The sequence below is a fragment of the Humidesulfovibrio sp. genome, assembly GCF_031082295.1.
GTDB lineage: Bacteria > Desulfobacterota > Desulfovibrionia > Desulfovibrionales > Desulfovibrionaceae > Humidesulfovibrio.
The window spans coordinates 36,392-51,702 of record NZ_JAVHLD010000020.1; the positions used below are offsets into that span (position 1 = coordinate 36,392).

Sequence of the window (15,311 nt, forward strand, 5' to 3'; positions counted from 1 at the left end):
CAAAGACCGCCCCTTGTTGTTGTGCGTTGTGGTTTGTTGCGGTTCGGCGCGAGGCGGCTAGGCGCCCTCCTCGCGGCCCAGCTCAAGCAGCCGCGTGGCGTAGGCCTGGCGCAGCTCCTCCATGTAGGCTGTGTCGATGGGGCCTTTCCAGGTCACCACCTCGGTGTAGCGCTTGGGGATCTTGGAGCTCATGGGGTCGCAGCCGGAACGCAGCCGCAGCCGCCAGCGCAGCTTCTGGATGGCCTCTCCGGCCGCGGCCAGGTTGTCGGCCACGTTCTGCAGGCCCAGGCTGGCCAGCGCGGCCTTGAGGCGGTCCTCGGTGTAGACCCCGCGCGCGAACAGGCAGCCCACGACGCTGGTGAGCACGCAGCGGCTGGCCTCGTCCTTCACGAACCCCGACACGATCATTCCCGCGTCCTTTTCCTGCTTCTTCTGGTCGGCGGAGTAGGCGCTGGAGTCCAGGTGCGAGTGCCGGAAGCTTAAGCTCTCGGACACGAAGAAGGTCTCGCCCGTGGCGTAGCCGGCCATCTCCTGGCCCAGCACGCAGGCGAAGTCCTCGCCCTGGTAGCGCTTTGCGGCCACAAGCGTGCCCTGGGCCAGCAGGCGGTAGAACTCGTTGGTGGCCGCGCCCAGGTGGCGGATGGCCGCCTTGTAGCCCTCGGCCTCGCCAAAGGCCAGCGGCACCAGGGTCTCGGCCTCGGTGATGAGCCCTTTCTCCACGGCCTCCGTGGCCCAGGCCAGGGCCACGCCGCTGCTCATGCAGTCCAGGCCCTCGCGCTCCACGGCGTCCATGAGGCCCAGCACCTTGAAGCCGTCGCCGAAGCCCAGCATGGACCCCAGGGCGAAGATGGGCTCGTAGTCGTAGGCCACCTGGCGGTACAGGTAGCGGTTGTCGGCCATGAACTTCTCGCGCAGGTAGCCGATGTGGATGCAGCCCACCGGGCAGCCGGAGCAGGCGGTGTTGCGCAGGAGCATGTCCTTGGCGAACTTCTCGCCGCTGATGCCGTCGATGCGCTCCGGATCGCTGGTGGCCTGGAGGTTGCGCCACGGCAGCGACTTGAGCCCGTCCAGCGCGGCCACGTTCCCGGCGGTGCCCAGGTCGTGGTACTTGCTCATCATGGAGGTCTCGGTGAGCTGGTCGTAGATCTCATGGAAGCACTTGGCGTAGTCCTTGCCCTCCGGCAGGGGGAACGAGGCGTCGCCCACCAGGGCGATGGCCTTCAGGTTCTTGGACCCCATGACCGAGCCGGAGCCCAGCCGCCCGAAGTGCCGGTACGTGTCCACGTTGATGCAGGCGTAGGCGCAGCCGTTCTCGCCCGCGGGGCCGATGCGCAGGATGCTGCGGTGGCCGCTGCCGGGCAGCATGTGGCGGAGCATCTTGCCCGTGGTGAACACGTCCTTGCCCCACAGGAACGGCGCGTTCTTGATCTCCATGTGCCGCGAGCCCACGGAGAGCACGCAGGGCACGTTGGCCTTGCCCACGATGACCAGGGCGTCCATGTCCGCGAAGCGCAGGGCCAGGGCGCTGCGCCCGCCCGCGTGGGACTCCGCGTACTGGCCGTGGTAGGGCGAGAGGAACCCGCACACGGTCTTGCTCATGAGCGGGAAGTAGCCCGTCAGCGGGCCGATGGCGAAGATCAGCGGCTGGTTGGGGTCGTCCCAGGGGGCTGCGGTGTCGCCGTACTTCTCGAACAGCATGGCCGCCAGGCCGGAGCCGCCGATGTATGTCTCGCGTCCCGGCAGGTCCACGATGTGCGCCTTGCGGATCGAAAGGTCCACCAGCAGGATGCGGAAGTCGTCGCGTATCATTCCGCCACCTCCTGCACGAAGCCCGCCTGGCCCTTTTCGGCCAGCTCCAGGCAGTTGTGCGGGCAGAAGCTGACGCAGCGCCCGCAGTGGATGCACATGTAGGGGTTGTTCAGCTCGTCCTGCACGATGGCGTTCACCGGGCAGGCCTTGACGCACTTGCCGCAGCGGATGCAGAGCTTGCGGTCCTGCTTGACGCCGCCGTCCTCTTTTCGCGGGGTCAGCGAGCCGGTGGGGCAGGCGGCCGCGCACGGGGGCGGATCGCAGGCCAGGCAGACGCGCGCCTCGAACCCGGTGGAGATGCCGCCGGAGGAGCCGATGCGGATGCCCGCCGTGTACCAGGACAGGCGCTTGTGCACCAGCCGGGCGCACGCCAGCGAGCAGCTCTGGCAGCCGATGCAGCGCTCCATGCGCGCCGCGAAGAAGGTCTTCATCTTGGGGTTGCCTCCGAGAATAATTGCTTCAGGGTGACGGGGGCCAGGCGGCCCCGCGGGGTCGACTTTTATTCGGGCTTGGCCGTAAGGTCCAGCACCATGTCCACCAGCTCCTCGTCGGGATTGACGCTGATCTCGAAGCCGAACTTCTTGGAGAGCCCCTGCATGGCCTTGTTCTCGACCATGGTCTGGCCCTTGATGTGGTGGGTGCCGCGGCCCTTGGTGTAGCTGATCATCTTCTGGAACAGGAGGCTGCCCAGGCCCGTGCCCTTCTGGTCCGAGCGCACCACGATGGCGAACTCGGCCTCGGTGTTGTCGGGCTTGGTGGCCGTGCGCACCACGCCGAGCGTCTCGGGCAGGCCGCCCTCGCTGATGGCCGTGGCGATGAAGGCCATCTCGCGGTCGTAGTCGATCTGGGTGAAGCGGGCCATGTCCTTGTGGTCGAAGTCGCGCCGGACCACGCCGAAGAAGCGCAGGCGCAGGTCCTCGTCGGAGAGCTTGGAGATGAACTCGCGGTGCGCGGGCTCGTCCTCGGGGCGGATGGGCCTGAGCGTGACCTTGCGGCCGTTCTTCAGCACCATGCATTCTTCCAGCTCGCGCGGGTAGGGGCGGATGGCCAGGCGCTCCGCGCCGGGGCGCGTCTCCGGCGCCACGCGTATCTTGGCCCCCAGCGAGAGCACGCCCCCGTCGTCGGCGTAGAGCGGGTTGATGTCCAGCGCGCAGATCTGCGGCACGTCGATGATGAGCTGGGAGATCTGGATGATGGTCAGGCAGATGTCGTCGATGTCCGCCGCCGGGTGCTGGGGCGAGCCGTGCAGCAGGTTGTAGATGCGCGTGCGGCTGATGAGCTCGTGGGCCAGGCTCATGTTCAGCGGGGGCAGGGTCACGGCGCGGTCGCGGATCATCTCCCGAGCGACGCCGCCGTGGCCGAAGGCGATGACCGGCCCGAACACCGGATCCAGGTGCGCGGAGACGAACAGCTCGTGCGCGCCGGTGCGCCGGCCCATCTTCTGCACCACAAAGCCCTCCACGTAGGCGTCGGGCCGCTGGCGCGAGACCCTGGACAGGATGCTGGCCGCGGCCTCCCAGACCTTGTCCGGGCCTTCCAGGTCCAGGTACACCCCGCCGACCTCCTGGGGCTGGCTGATCTGCGGGCTCTTGAGCTTGAGCGCCACGGGGTAGCCCAGCTCGTCGGCGGCGATGACCGCCTGGCGGGCGCTGGTGGCGCTCTGGGTTTCCACGACGGGGATGCCGTAGGCGGTGAGCACGTCCTTGGCCTCGGCGGGGGTCAGGTCGCTGCGGCCCTCGGCCAGGGCGCGGGCGCAAACCTCGCGCGCGGCGGTGGTGTCGGGAAAGAAGTCCGTGGGCAGGGAGTCAGGGGTCTGGATGAGCATTTCCTGGTTCTTCTGGAACTGCACCATGTACAGAAACGCGCGGATGGCCTGCTCCGGGGTCTCGTAGGTGGGCACCCCGGCGTCGGCGAAGACCGCGCGCGCCTTGTGCGCCAGCTCCGAGCCCATCCACGAGGTGAGCACCATGCGCTTGGCCTTTTTGGCCGCCAGGGCCACGGCCTGGGCCGTCTCCACGCCGGAGAGCCCGGCAAAGGGCACGTGCAGCATGAGGGCGGCGTCCACGCCGGGGTCGGTGAGCACGGTCTGCAGGATCTCCACCCAGTCCATGGGCTTTGCGCCGAAGGGCAGGCCCAGCGGGTTGGCCACCAGGCCCCCGTGCAGCAGCTTGTCCAGGGCCTGGGTGGTCTCGTCGGTGAAGCGCGCCAGCCGCCCGCCGTGGGCCAGCAGGGCGTCCGCGGCCATGATGCCCGCCGAGGAGCCGTTGACCAGGATGGCCAGGCGGTCGCCGCGCACGGGCTTGGCCCCGGCCAGGGTCTGGGCGGCGTCGAAAAGTCCGTCGATGCTTTCCACGCGCAGCATGCCCGCGCGGCGGAAGGCCACGTCGTAAACCTCGTCGGAGGTGGCGTTCAGCCCGTGGGGCAGCGAGCCCGCGCCGATGGCGCCGCTTGCGCCCTCCATGGCCGCCAGCTCGGCCAGGGCGTTCTGCAGGCCCTGCCCGGGCCGGAGCGCCAGCACCGGCTTGTTGCGCGAGGCCGCCCGCGCGGCCGAGACGAATCCACGCGCATCGTGGATGGACTCCACGTAGAGCAGGATCGAGCGCACCAGGGGGTCGCTGCCGAGGTAGTCCATGATGTCGGCGAAGCTGACGTCGATCTGCGCGCCGAGGGAGATCATGTGCGAGAAGCCGATGCCGTGGCTCTTGGCCCAGTCCAGAACCGTGGTGAACAGGCTGTCGGACTGGGACAGGAAGGCCGTCTTGCCGGGCAGGCTGGCGGTGTGGGCGAGGCTCGCGTTCAGGTTCAGCGAGGGCACGATGAGGCCCATGCACTTCGGCCCCAGGATGCGCAGGGACGGCGGCTGCGCCGCCTCCAGCAGCTCGGCCTTGAGCCGGGCGCGGCTCTTGTCGTCCAGGCGGGCGTAGCCCGGTCCCATGAGCACCACGGAGCGCGTGCCGCGCTTGCGCAGGGCGTCCACGATGGCGGGGGCCTTTTGCAGCGGCTTGCAGACGATGGCCAGGTCCGGAGTCTTGGGCAGGTCGGCCACGGAGGAGTACGTCAGCACCCCGGCGATGGCCTCGGCCTCGAAGCTCACGGGCATCACCGGGCCGGGGAAGCCGCCGCCCATCAGGTTTTTCATGACGAGGTAGCCGATGTTGCCCGGCTCGTTGGTCGCGCCGATGACCGCCACGGCTTTGGGGCTCAACAGGGAATCAAGATTGGTCAGGCTCATGCGGCCCCCGCGATGCGCGCCTTGGGCGCAGAAAAATTGATGACGTATCTGGTTCTTTCTCCCTGATAGCCCAAAGGAGCCTCGCAACGCAACCGTGTTGCGGCAACGCGTCGCGGATTGGCGGGCGCCCGGGGCGCCGGGTCGTGGTGCCTGGCCGGAGCACATGATTGCCCGCGGGCGAACTCGGGCGTAGGGTGCACGGCATACTCCCGGAGGTCGCCATGAGCGCACTGTTCAGCCCCTTCACCCTCGGCCGGGCCGCCACCGGCCCGCTCAGCCTTGAGAACCGCATCGTCATCCCGCCCATGTGCCAATACTCGGCGCAGGACGGCCTGGCGGGCGACTGGCACCTGGCCCACTACGGCGCGCTGGCCCTGTCCGGCGCGGGCCTGCTCATCGTCGAGGCCACGGCCGTGACGCCCGAGGGCCGCATCTCCCGCGCGGACCTGGGCCTGTGGAACGACGAGTGCGAGATCGCCCTGGCGCGGGTGCTCCAGTTCATCCGCGCGCACTCGCCCATCCGCGTGGCGGTGCAGCTGGCCCATGCGGGGCGCAAGGGCTCCTGCGACCTGCCCTGGCTTGGCGGGGGCAACATCCCCCCCGCAGAGCCCGAGGGCTGGACCACGCTGGCGCCCTCGCGCGCGTGCTTCGCCCCCGGCGACGCACCACCCAGGGAGCTGGACGCCGCGGGCCTTGCGGAAGTGCGCCAGGCCTTTGCCGAGGCCGCGGGCCGGGCGGCGCGCCTGGGCTTGGACTGCGTGGAGATGCACTGCGCCCACGGCTATCTGCTGCACGAGTTCCTCTCGCCGCTCTCGAACCAGCGCGCGGACGAGTATGGAGGCAGCCTGGAGAACCGCATGCGCCTGCCGCTCGAGACCTTCCAGGCCATGCGCGGCGCGCTGCCCGCGCACATCCCGCTCGGGGTGCGCATCTCCGCCACGGACTGGGTGGAGGGCGGCTGGGACGAGGACCAGAGCGTGGCGCTGTGCCGCAGGCTGGGGGAGCTGGGCGTGGCGTACATCCATGTTTCGAGCGGCGGGCTGGCCCCGCAGCAGAAGATACCGGTGGGGCCGGGCTACCAGGTGCCGCTGGCGCGGCGCATCAAGGACGAGACGGGCCTGCCGGTCATCGCGGTGGGGCTCATCACCGAGCCCGGGCAGGCCGAGGAAATCATCACCAGCGGCCAGGCCGACCTGGTGGCGCTGGGCCGGGCCATGCTCTACAACCCGCGCTGGCCGTGGCACGCGGCGGCGGCGCTGGGCGCGCAGGTGCACGCCCCGCCGCAGTACCTGCGCTGCCAGCCCCACGGGCTGAAGCACTTGTTCAAGGACTAGGGCCGACCCTGAAAACAACAACCGGCCCGGCCGCTTCTTTGTGGGGTGGCCGGGCCGGTTTGCTTAGGCTGGCGGCGACACCTTCCCGCGCACCTCATTGGGCAGCGTCACCTTGCCCCGGTACACCGGCACAGGACCCGGCTGGTCAGTCCAGCGTATTCGCCAGAATGGAGAATCCGCTCACCTTGGCGTTCTTGTCGAACCATATTTGCTGTGAACGCCAGACCGTGTTTCCGAATTCGCCTTTCCTGACTGGGCGCTCCGATGAGTATTCGACGCTGTTGCCAGTTACCCGATGCGGCGGCCCGAAGATGGCGAGCACCTCGTCCCGGCTCATGCCAAGGCGCAACCCACCCTTTGTGCCCACAGCGGCACTGACGGCGTCCGTGTCCTGGCAACGCTCGCGATACTTGATGATGCGGTTCTTCTCTGCCTGAACATGGACACGCATCAGCCAGTCCGGGTACACCACGAACACCAGTGCCGTGTCGTCACCGGGCCTGGAGGAAAGGTAACAGTACAGGGAGTCGTCATTTTCCCCGAAGTGCGTCCTGGGCGCCGGCCCCAGCATGGCAAGGACATCCTTGGCGTACTTGCCAGTCAGATTGAATTCGCGATCCCGATCCGGGCCAAGGCCAACGAGGATGTGGTGGTCTTCGGCGAGCACGGCCGAATAGGGCGGCTTTTCCATCCTGGGCTTATGGTAGGCGCCTGCTGGTTCGTTCGCGAGGAGGCGGGACATGGCCTGCCCGGCAACGGCAGCCCCAGGAAAAGCAAGGAACGCCACGGCAACAACGCCCAGAAGCCACTGCGCTCTATTTCCCGACATGAATCCATCCTCCCAGATGTGACTTGAGCTGTTGACGCGTGTTGCGATCCACGATGATGCAGCCGGTCGAGGCCGTACGAGCTTCGTCACCGCCGTGGATGAGGAAACTGTCCGGTTTGCGGCCCATGGCCTCGACCCTCGCACGTGTCTCATCATCAGGAACAAGCCGGTATATCGGACGGGTCAAATCCGTCCGATAGTTCGGGTTCGTGATTTCCTTGATTCTCCAATTACCTTGGGGGATGGGGCCATGGTCTTCCACATGTTCCTGGCTGGAATTGTTCTCCGCATCCCCCCGCCCGCTGTAGCCCTTGTCGGTCATGACGCGGCCTTGTTCATCGCGCAGCACGCCTCTGCCCTGGTCCCAGGTCAGATGCGGCTGCCTGGGCGCAGGCGGCGGGGGCGGAACCACCTTGCCCGGCTTGGCTGGCGGCGACACCTTCCCGCGCACCCCATTGGGCAGCGTCACCTTGCCCCGGTACACCGGGCCGTTTGAAGCGCCTCCACCCGTTTCGCCGTAGTAGCCGTGCCAGCCGTAGGGCTAACGATTAGCGCCGGAAGCGGTTGCGCACGGCCAGGGCGAACAGGGTGAACTGCACGGCGATGAGGAACTGCCACAAGCCGCGGCCAAATCTTATCCAACCGTCACCTTGGATGTCCTTAGTAAAGGGAATATAGGCCAAGGTTGCGTTTGCGAAGTCATCAGTCCGGAGGCTTGGCACCCAGGAAGGCGTGGGTACAGCATTCAGTGCAAGCACCAGCGCACAGAGGAACGCCAGTACCCAAAAAGCACGAACTGGTCGCTCTCCAAAGCCGCTTGAAAACCAATAGAGGCCCGTTAGCCGCAACTTCACTATGAGAGGTGAGAAGCAGAAAAGTTTTATCCAGGCCCAGGATCGTTGGCAGAAGGACGAGTTTAGATCTTCGAATTTGTCGAGAGCATCAATACTTTTCTCGTTGGCCAATAGCGCCTTTAGTTTCATGAGTTTTTCTTTGAGGTGCCAGTCTGATACCATTTGCATGTTCTTTTCTTCGTCGGCAGTGCGCTTGAGTAGTCTGAACAGAGCCTCGCAAGCCTTGTAGTCGTGGTATGGTGAACTCTCAAGCTTCAACGTGGGTGGCCATGTGCGACACCCTTTGAATGAAATATAATCTATCTCTCTTTCCTGAAAGATAAGATTACTTAGCGAGGACTCCGATAATTGATGGAACTGCACAGCGGATTCATTTGCATGAATTCCAGAGAAATTAACAGGTTGATTAAACGTCGCCCAAAGAAATCGGGCCAGATCACCGAAGCGGGCTTGAGCAAAAGATGTATCCATCCAGCGTGATCTTTCAAAGTCAACTTCGCGGCTGAACATGGCAAAGTCGAAATGCCCGACGTCACTAAAATCTGCCCCGACAAACCGCGTCTTTTCTGAGAAGTTTGCCCTGGAGAAGTCTGCATTACCACCGAATCTGGTGAAGCTGAAGTTCGTCTCTCCGCCGAATAGGATCTCCCGAAAGACCCCCTCACCAACGAAACTGGCCCTGTAGAAAACTGCCTGGTCACGAAATTGGGAACCTCTGAAATATGCCTGACCACCGAACATGGCCTCGTGGAAGTATACATCCCCGTTGAATCTGGCTTCGTGGAAGTTTGCCTCGCTCTGAAACACGACATCCATGCCCCTTAGCTTGCTCTCGAATGTAGTGTTATTAAAGAACGTTCGATCTTTAAACATGGTTGCGTTGAAGAAAGTGACTTCACCGCGAAATGCAGCACCTGAAAAAGTCGTTTCACTATTAAATATCGCGTCGGAAAAGTCTAAATTTCCTTTAAACATTGACATTGAGAATATTGCTTCACTCCTGAAATTTGCACCAGTGAAGCTCGCCTCGCCCAGAAAATTGACTCTTGAGAAGTCCGCTTTACCGTCAAACGGAGCTCCTGTGAACTTCACTTTGCCGCAGAATGTAACATCCAAAAGGTTAAGGCTTGGTAGTGCATGCTCCTCGGCAAAGTCCGTAAAGGAAATATCCCCCGGGAATACGGTGCCGCGTAAATTGCAGATAACATCCTTGTCCTCTGCCTCCACATTCCTGATCACAAATTTGATGCGCTCAAAAACCAACGCATTAAACTCGTCAACCGGATATAGCCCTCTCCCGTCCGGCGTCCATTTTTCGCTCATTGGCGCATGAAACACGCAGTAGTCTTGGTCACCCGTGCGATAGACCACTTCCAGCGGTGGTTCATCCTTCCACAAGTAGGTTCCGCACAAACAACACCCCATCGCCCACACCCCCTTTCCCAAACCTTCCCATATCCGATACCGAATACCGCCCCTCCTGCAAAGGGCCAAATCGCGCCCAGGTGGGAGCCTCTTCCAAAGCGCAATCATTTGGCGTAAGCAGACCGGACGTATGGTGCATCTGGAACATGTGAATCTGACCCTGGGCGGAGCGCAGGCCCTGAAGGACGTCACGCTGCATGTGGAGCGTGGCGAGTTCGTGTTCTTGACCGGCCCTTCCGGCGCGGGCAAGACCACCCTTTTGCGCGTGCTCTACGGCGACCTGAAGCCCAAGAGCGGCGCGGCCGACGTCGCGGGCGTGGACCTCATGCGCCTGCGCGGCGTGCAGCTGCCAGAGCTTCGCCGCAAGGTCGCCGTGGTGTTCCAGGACTTCAAGGTGCTGCCCGAGCGCACCGTGTTCGAGAACATCGCCATAGCGCTTGAGGTGCGCGGGGTGTCCTCGGTGAGCATCGACCGCCGCGTGCGCGCCGTCATCCGCGCGCTGGACCTGGAGGAGCGCTCCTACGCGCCCTGCCGCGAGCTTTCCGGCGGCGAGCAGCAGCGCGTGGCCATCGCCCGCAGCATGGTGGTCAACCCGGAGCTGATCCTGGCCGACGAGCCCACGGGCAACCTCGACTCCGACCTTTCGCGCCACTTGATCGAGCTGTTCAAGCAGTTCAACACTTACGGCACCACCATCATCATGGCCACGCACAACCGCGAGGTGCTCTCCTGGGCGCCGGAGGCCCGGCAGGTGCATCTGGTGCGCGGTGAGATCAAGCCGCCTCCGCCGGGCTCGCCCGGCTCGGTGCTGGACACCAAGCCCATCATCGGGGGCAGCCTGTGAGCACGACCAAACTGTTCCTGCGCGGCGTGGCCGACATGCGCCGCTTCCCCCTGCCACAGCTCTGCACGCTGCTCACCGTGTGCATGGTGGCGCTCTTGGCCGGCACCGGCCTCCTGATTCTGCACAACGTGCAGACAGAGGTGCTGCGCACCCAGGCCCAGGCGCGCTTCCAGATCTACTGGAAAGTGGGCGCGGACTTAACCGCGGTGGAGGCCCAGTGGGCGGACCTGAAGCGCGCGCCCGGCATCGCCGAGGTTTCGACCTTCACCCCGCGCGCGGCCCTGTCCGAGCTCATGCGCGGGCTGGCGCCCCGGACTTCCGGCGGCGCCCTGACGGGCGCCGAGGGCAACGCCAGCTCCGGCGAGGACTTCTCCTGGCTGGAGGGCGACAACCCCCTGCCCGCCACGGCGCTGGTGAGCTTCAACATTCCGCCGGACGAGCAGCCCGAGCCCTGGATGGGCCGCATGTACGCCCGGCTCAAGGGGCTGGATGGCGTGGAGCAGGTGACCTACAACCCCACGCAGCTGACCCTGGCCACGGGCTGGATAGCCCTGGTGCAGAAGGCCGCTTGGCCCGCGCTCGGGTTTTTTGCGCTGGTGGTGGGGCTTGTGGTGGGCAACACGCTGAAGCTCATGATGCTGGCGCGCAAGGACGAGGTGGAGATCTTGTCGCTGGTGGGCGCGCGCCCCTGGTTCATCCGCGCCCCGCTCTTCGCCAACGGCGTGGTGCAGGGGCTTTGCGGCAGCTTGCTGTCCCTGGTGTGCCTGAAGTTTTTGCAGAGCTGGCTGCGGAGCGTGCTCGACGTGCCGCCGCTGTTTCTCAAGGTGGAGTTTCTGCCCCTGTGGCAGTCCCTGGCGCTGGTTTTGGCCACCACCTGCGTGGCCGGGCTGGCCAGCCTCATCGCTGCAAGGAAATAAGGCCGGGGCCGCCAGGACATAGCGCAAGGCCGACGAACGGAAGAAAGGCAGTCGGAATGGGCAGCCCGGCGCGAGTGAGCGCCCGCCGACATTCGCCGCGAATTTCGCCCCCTCAGGCGCTGAACCTTCCAAGGAGGATCCATGTCCGTCAGCAAGACCAGCAAGAAGATGACCGCCCGAAGCTCCAAGATGACCGGCGGCCTGGAAAAGGCCCCGCACCGCTCGCTGCTGTCGGCCCTGGGCCTGACGCGCGAGGAGATGCGCCGCCCGCTCATCGGCATCGCCAACGCGGCCAACGAGATCATCCCCGGCCACATCCACCTGGGCAACATCGCCCGGGCGGTGAAGGACGGAGTGCGCATGGCGGGCGGCACGCCCATGGAGTTCCCGGTCATCGGCGTGTGCGACGGCCTGGCCATGAACCACGAGGGCATGCGCATGTCGCTCCCCAGCCGCGAGCTCATCGCCGACTCGGTGGAGATCATGGCCACGGCGCACCCCTTTGACGCGCTGGTGCTCGTGCCCAACTGCGACAAGGTCGTGCCGGGCATGCTCATGGCGGCCCTGCGGCTCAACATCCCCACCATCGTCGTGTCCGGTGGGCCCATGCTCGCGGGCGAGGTGCGCGGCAAGCGCGTGGACCTCATCAACGTGTTCGAGGCCGTGGGCCGGGTGAAGCTCGGCAAGATGGACGAGGCCGAGCTGGACGAGCTGGAGGAGAACGCCTGCCCCGGCTGCGGCTCCTGCGCGGGCATGTTCACGGCCAACTCCATGAACTGCCTGTCGGAAACCATCGGCCTGGCCCTGCCCGGCAACGGCACCATCCCGGCCGTGCAGGCCGCGCGCATCCGCCTGGCCAAGCAGGCGGGCATGCAGATCATGGAGCTGCTCAAGCAGGGCATCCGCCCGCGCGACATCGTCACCGAGAAGAGCGTGAAAAACGCCGTGACGCTCGACATGGCCCTGGGCTGCTCCACCAACACCGTGCTGCACCTGCCGGCAATCTTCCGAGAGGCGGGCCTGAACCTCGACCTGACCATCTTCGACGAGGTGAGCCGCAACACGCCGAACCTGTGCCGCCTGTCGCCCGCGGGCCAGCACTACATCCAGGACCTGCACGCCGCCGGCGGCATCCAGGCCGTCATGGCCGAGCTGGCCAGCGCCGGGCGCATCGAAAAGGGCGCCATGACCTGCACCGGCAAGACCGTGGGCGAGAACCTGGCCGAGAACAAGTCCCGCGTGCGCGACTACGAGATCATCCGGCCCGTGGGCGAGCCCTACGCCAACGAGGGCGGCATCGCCGTGCTCCGGGGCAACCTGGCGCCACAGGGGGCCGTGGTCAAGCAGTCCGCGGTGGTGCCCGAGATGATGCGCCGGAGAGCCAAGGCGCGGCCCTTCGACTCCGAGGAGGAAGCCGTGACGGCCATCCTGGCCGGGGCGATTCAGCCCGGCGACGCCGTGGTCATCCGCTACGAAGGACCCAAGGGCGGACCCGGCATGCGCGAAATGCTCACCCCCACCAGCACCATCATGGGCATGGGCCTGGGCGAGTCCGTCGCGCTCATCACCGACGGCCGCTTCTCCGGAGGCTCGCGCGGGGCCGCCATCGGCCACGTCTCGCCAGAGGCGGCCAGCGGCGGTCTCATCGGCCTGGTGCAAGAGGGCGACCTCATCGAAATCGACATCCCGGCGCGCAAGCTGAACCTGCTGGTGGACGAGGCCGAACTGGCTCGCCGCAAGGCCTCCTTCAAGCCCAAGCGCAAAAAGATCAACTCGCCATTCCTCAAGCGCTACGCCGCCCGCGTGTCCAGCGCCGCGCAAGGAGCTGTGCTGGAGTAGGGGAGAGCTGCCCAGGGGGCGCCGCCCCTGGACTCCGGTCAAGAGTAGAAGCGCGCACACGGTTGAGCGCACCAACAACGCCGACGGGGCGAGGAGCACGCCAGCTCCCCGCCCCGTTTCTTCTGTCTCCACCCCCCACAGGTCCACCCGATTCACCGGGTCATCGACGCAGTAGCCCTACCAGTCCTTGTCGCCGCCCTTTGCGCCGAGCGGGTCGATTTACCCAGCACGGCGCCGTGAAGCGCCATGAGATGGAATTACCAGTACGGGCTGCCCCGTACCACAAGCTTCATATGCCCATTATATGCTTCCATCCGTTCATCCGGCTCAACAACTCGGACGACGACAGAATGAGCTTGCGTGCCCATGTGCTGCGGCAGCAAGACTATATCAAGCGAGTTCCCCAGGCATTTTCCAGATTGGTTTGTCGATTCCGGCATGTTGTTTTCGTAGCGATTGCGGAGCACCAGTTGATCACCTTGATAGTACTCTATGTCGAGTACGCACTTGGGCCGGAAGAACAACGGTGGATATTTACCGTGGTACCGGATGGCTAGTTCGTATTCGTTGGCGAATGGCACTGTAAACGGCTCGCGGATCGTGGCGCCTTTCTCCCAAAGCGCAATCTCCTGACCGTGCGAGACCGGGTCGTAGATGTCGCTGCGGAAGAGCCTGTTCAGGAGTGCGGATGTCGGGGGATGCACGTTGGCTTGCCAAGCCAGGAGTATGGCCGCAGCGAACACGAGAAGAGCGAGGAGCAGACGTCTTCTTTTGTTGCCATTTCTTGTTTTCATGTCACCACCTTCGTCGGCTTGGCCGCTATCTGGGATCAAGCGATGAACCGCGTTGTTCTCGCCCTACCTCGTACATGCGCTGCCGCATTTGCGCTTCCCAGTCCTGGCAGTTGTCGCTGGTGCAGGAATAGGGCGAATCTTTTTCCGGCGGCCAACGCCGCAATGCTTCACGCGCGATATCGTCAGGAAAGCTTTCACTTCTGGGGCTGTAGTCTCCTTCCGGGTGATGTTCATCTGCATGGACGCCATCGGAAAACTAGCCAATATTTTCGCCGGTCCCGTCCTCAAACCAACCTTGCACATGCTTGACTTCCAGGTTGCGCTTGTCGAGCCACGGCGTGGTGATCTTGGGCAAGGAGCCGATGGGACTGTCCAGGGGCCGTTCCTTGAAAACAAACAACCCCCACACATCGACCCGATTCACCGGGTCATCGACGCAGTACCCGTACCAGTCGCTGTCGCCGCCTTTCTCGCGCAACGGGTCGAGTGCCGTGAAGCGCCCGGTGTCGGCGTCAGGCGTGGGCCGGGGGTTCCGCTGGCGGATCGGTGAAGCGCGTTGGAAGTTCCTTGATGCGCCAGAGCTTAATTGCGCCACCAAACAGGTAGGCAAAGAAAACAAGCCAATACATACTGTATACGTCTATTCTGTGCGCTCCAACAAGATATGGCCAGACGTTGGAAACAACGTTGGCGATGATGTAGAGCGCCAACAACCTGCTTGCAAATCGAGAGCCTCTGTATGTTTGCCATGAAAGGAAGAGTACTCCCATCAGCGCCACAGCAGTGATTACGAGAAGCGTGGAATTGTCCTTGTCTTGGATTGCTGTAACCGCAGCCCTAACGATGCATGTGAAACTGTAGACATCAACAATATACCACGCCCCTCGCATAACCTATCTCCAGTTCGGCCTATGGCCTTGTTTGTTGAAGTTGCTATTTTTTCCGCTCATAATACTCGCGAAATGGAGTGACATAGTCAATACCAAGCGGTATGCGTATTCCCTCAGTGCTATTATCACTTCGAAAGAGGCCAGCCACTGTGTCCGGCACTTTGACCGAGAAGTCGGTCAAAAACGGCTCAGCACCAGGATGAACTCCTATTGGTATGTAGTCGCCCTGTAGCGTCCCGGTTTCGTCACACTTGGACCAATTGCAGAAGTATGGTTTGTCGTCATTGCTCTTCAACCCCCACACGTCCACCCGGTTCACCGGGTCATCGACGCAATACCCGTACCAGTCGCTGTCCCCGCCCTTGTTGCCGAGAGGGTCCAGCGCCGTGAAGCGCCCGGTGTCGGCGTCGTAGTCTCGCCAGACGAAGCGCGTCAGGCCGGTGTCGGCGTCGAACAGGCCGCCCGCGAAGCCGATGGGCAGGCGCACCACGTCGCCCCGCACCTGCAACAGGGTGCCGAAGCTGTCGTATTGCATCGTCTGTAC

The 15,311-nt window shown here is 64.4% G+C and carries 14 protein-coding genes; 4 read left to right on the top strand and 10 right to left on the bottom strand.

Features of this window, described 5'->3' with window-relative positions; all coding sequences use genetic code 11:
* Positions 1-57: 57 nt before the first annotated feature.
* The 3 genes from RDU24_RS10975 to RDU24_RS10985 all read right to left on the bottom strand — a co-directional run bounded on the left by RDU24_RS10975 (position 58) and on the right by RDU24_RS10985 (position 5,041).
* Positions 58-1,809: an aldehyde ferredoxin oxidoreductase N-terminal domain-containing protein gene (locus RDU24_RS10975; RefSeq protein ID WP_308735801.1), complete on the bottom strand. Its 1,752-nt coding sequence runs from the start codon at positions 1,807-1,809 to the stop codon at positions 58-60.
* Positions 1,806-2,240, bottom strand: coding sequence for a 4Fe-4S binding protein (locus RDU24_RS10980; protein WP_308735802.1), 435 nt, complete (start codon positions 2,238-2,240; stop codon positions 1,806-1,808). The genes RDU24_RS10975 and RDU24_RS10980 overlap by 4 nt, the downstream gene beginning before the upstream one ends.
* A gap of 68 nt (positions 2,241-2,308) precedes the next feature.
* Entirely contained in the window at positions 2,309-5,041 is a 2,733-nt protein-coding gene (locus RDU24_RS10985) for a bifunctional acetate--CoA ligase family protein/GNAT family N-acetyltransferase (RefSeq protein ID WP_308735803.1), read from the bottom strand.
* Between the two features lie 221 nt (positions 5,042-5,262).
* Between RDU24_RS10985 and RDU24_RS10990 the strand changes: the two genes are divergently transcribed.
* Entirely contained in the window at positions 5,263-6,375 is a 1,113-nt protein-coding gene (locus tag RDU24_RS10990) for an NADH:flavin oxidoreductase/NADH oxidase (protein ID WP_308735804.1), read from the top strand.
* A gap of 145 nt (positions 6,376-6,520) precedes the next feature.
* On the opposite strand, the gene RDU24_RS10995 is transcribed toward RDU24_RS10990, so the two are convergent.
* The 3 genes from RDU24_RS10995 to RDU24_RS11005 all read right to left on the bottom strand — a co-directional run bounded on the left by RDU24_RS10995 (position 6,521) and on the right by RDU24_RS11005 (position 9,456).
* Entirely contained in the window at positions 6,521-7,204 is a 684-nt protein-coding gene (locus RDU24_RS10995) for a hypothetical protein (protein ID WP_308735805.1), read from the bottom strand.
* A complete protein-coding gene (locus tag RDU24_RS11000) occupies positions 7,191-7,553 on the bottom strand; it encodes a tlde1 domain-containing protein (protein WP_308735806.1) in 363 nt (120 codons plus the stop codon). The genes RDU24_RS10995 and RDU24_RS11000 overlap by 14 nt, the downstream gene beginning before the upstream one ends.
* A gap of 199 nt (positions 7,554-7,752) precedes the next feature.
* Entirely contained in the window at positions 7,753-9,456 is a 1,704-nt protein-coding gene (locus RDU24_RS11005) for a pentapeptide repeat-containing protein (protein WP_308735807.1), read from the bottom strand.
* Positions 9,457-9,613: 157 nt separating this feature from the next.
* Here RDU24_RS11005 and ftsE point away from each other — a divergent pair, with 157 nt between their 5' ends.
* The 3 genes from ftsE to ilvD all read left to right on the top strand — a co-directional run bounded on the left by ftsE (position 9,614) and on the right by ilvD (position 13,083).
* Positions 9,614-10,327: a cell division ATP-binding protein FtsE gene (gene ftsE, locus RDU24_RS11010; protein WP_308735808.1), complete on the top strand. Its 714-nt coding sequence runs from the start codon at positions 9,614-9,616 to the stop codon at positions 10,325-10,327.
* Positions 10,324-11,244: a cell division protein FtsX gene (locus tag RDU24_RS11015; protein WP_308735809.1), complete on the top strand. Its 921-nt coding sequence runs from the start codon at positions 10,324-10,326 to the stop codon at positions 11,242-11,244. The genes ftsE and RDU24_RS11015 overlap by 4 nt, the downstream gene beginning before the upstream one ends.
* Before the next feature lie 168 nt (positions 11,245-11,412).
* Positions 11,413-13,083 (top strand): dihydroxy-acid dehydratase, encoded by a 1,671-nt coding sequence (ilvD, locus tag RDU24_RS11020; protein WP_308735814.1) that lies wholly within the window; start codon positions 11,413-11,415, stop codon positions 13,081-13,083.
* 257 nt (positions 13,084-13,340) lie between these two features.
* On the opposite strand, the gene RDU24_RS11025 is transcribed toward ilvD, so the two are convergent.
* The 4 genes from RDU24_RS11025 to RDU24_RS11040 all read right to left on the bottom strand — a co-directional run.
* Positions 13,341-13,877, bottom strand: coding sequence for a hypothetical protein (locus RDU24_RS11025; RefSeq protein WP_308735810.1), 537 nt, complete (start codon positions 13,875-13,877; stop codon positions 13,341-13,343).
* Between the two features lie 256 nt (positions 13,878-14,133).
* Positions 14,134-14,355, bottom strand: a complete 222-nt coding sequence (locus RDU24_RS11030; protein WP_308735811.1) for a hypothetical protein — start codon at positions 14,353-14,355, stop codon at positions 14,134-14,136.
* Positions 14,356-14,389: 34 nt separating this feature from the next.
* Positions 14,390-14,767, bottom strand: coding sequence for a hypothetical protein (locus tag RDU24_RS11035; protein WP_308735812.1), 378 nt, complete (start codon positions 14,765-14,767; stop codon positions 14,390-14,392).
* A 43-nt stretch (positions 14,768-14,810) separates the two neighbouring features.
* Positions 14,811-15,311: RHS repeat-associated core domain-containing protein (locus RDU24_RS11040; protein ID WP_308735813.1), on the bottom strand; the 501-nt coding region annotated here is incomplete at its 5' end.

Coding starts and splice junctions, on each gene's coding strand:
- RDU24_RS10975 (WP_308735801.1), bottom strand. CDS start 1,809: ATGATACGCGACGACTTCCGCATCCTGCTGGTGGACCTTTCGATCCGC.
- RDU24_RS11025 (WP_308735810.1), bottom strand. CDS start 13,877: ATGAAAACAAGAAATGGCAACAAAAGAAGACGTCTGCTCCTCGCTCTT.
- RDU24_RS10985 (WP_308735803.1), bottom strand. CDS start 5,041: ATGAGCCTGACCAATCTTGATTCCCTGTTGAGCCCCAAAGCCGTGGCG.
- RDU24_RS10980 (WP_308735802.1), bottom strand. CDS start 2,240: ATGAAGACCTTCTTCGCGGCGCGCATGGAGCGCTGCATCGGCTGCCAG.
- RDU24_RS11035 (WP_308735812.1), bottom strand. CDS start 14,767: ATGCGAGGGGCGTGGTATATTGTTGATGTCTACAGTTTCACATGCATC.
- ftsE (WP_308735808.1), top strand. CDS start 9,614: ATGGTGCATCTGGAACATGTGAATCTGACCCTGGGCGGAGCGCAGGCC.
- RDU24_RS10995 (WP_308735805.1), bottom strand. CDS start 7,204: ATGTCGGGAAATAGAGCGCAGTGGCTTCTGGGCGTTGTTGCCGTGGCG.
- RDU24_RS10990 (WP_308735804.1), top strand. CDS start 5,263: ATGAGCGCACTGTTCAGCCCCTTCACCCTCGGCCGGGCCGCCACCGGC.
- ilvD (WP_308735814.1), top strand. CDS start 11,413: ATGACCGCCCGAAGCTCCAAGATGACCGGCGGCCTGGAAAAGGCCCCG.